Raw genomic sequence first — 686 nt, 5'->3', positions numbered from 1 at the left:
ATATTAATTAGTGCATCAGTTGTAATATCAAAAAAAATGGGTAATCCTGTTTTATTTAAACAAACTCGTCCAGGAAAAAATGAAAAACCATTTCAAATTTTCAAATTTAGAACTATGACTGATGAAAGAGACAGCAATGGGGAGTTATTACCTGATGATAAAAGGATGACTAAAACGGGAAATTTCATTCGTAAAACAAGCATTGATGAATTGCCACAATTAATTAATGTCTTAAAAGGTGATCTTAGTTTAGTTGGTCCAAGACCATTACTGATGGAATATTTACCTTTATATACTGAAGAGCAAAAGAAACGTCACCTTGTTAAGCCTGGAATTACTGGATGGGCGCAAGTGAATGGTAGAAATGCAATTTCATGGGAAGATAAATTTAAACTAGATGTTTGGTATGTAGAGAACCAATCTTTCAAGTTAGATATGTATATCCTATATAAAACTTTTTATAACGTTATCAAAAGAAAAGATATCAGTTCTAGTAATCATGTAACAATAGAGCCATTTAAAGGAAGTTTAAAATGAAATCTATAATGATAATCGGTAATGGTGGCCATGCAAAAGTGATTAAAGATATTATTTCAAGAAATAACTCTCTTACATTCAAAGGTTATTTAGATGACAATATTAAAGAGTTTTATGAAAGAGATGGACTCATTTATGATTGCTTAGAT

2 protein-coding genes are annotated in these 686 nt (G+C 29.7%); both read left to right on the top strand.

All coding sequences use genetic code 11. The annotated features are described in order from the left end of the window. The gene (locus ACF91D_RS31180; RefSeq protein ID WP_392438615.1) at nt 1-537 is read left to right on the top strand and encodes a sugar transferase; all 537 of its coding nucleotides are present in this window, start codon (nt 1-3) and stop codon (nt 535-537) included. Then, nucleotides 534-686 (top strand): PglD-related sugar-binding protein (locus ACF91D_RS31175; RefSeq protein ID WP_483883401.1); only part of this gene is annotated, 153 nt, incomplete at its 3' end. The genes ACF91D_RS31180 and ACF91D_RS31175, both read left to right, overlap by 4 nt.

The organism is Staphylococcus sp. 231237_7MaSpsaltlick (assembly GCF_043107035.1).
The sequence above is the reverse complement of the archived record's forward strand: the minus strand, read 5'-3'. Positions and strand labels throughout refer to the sequence as shown.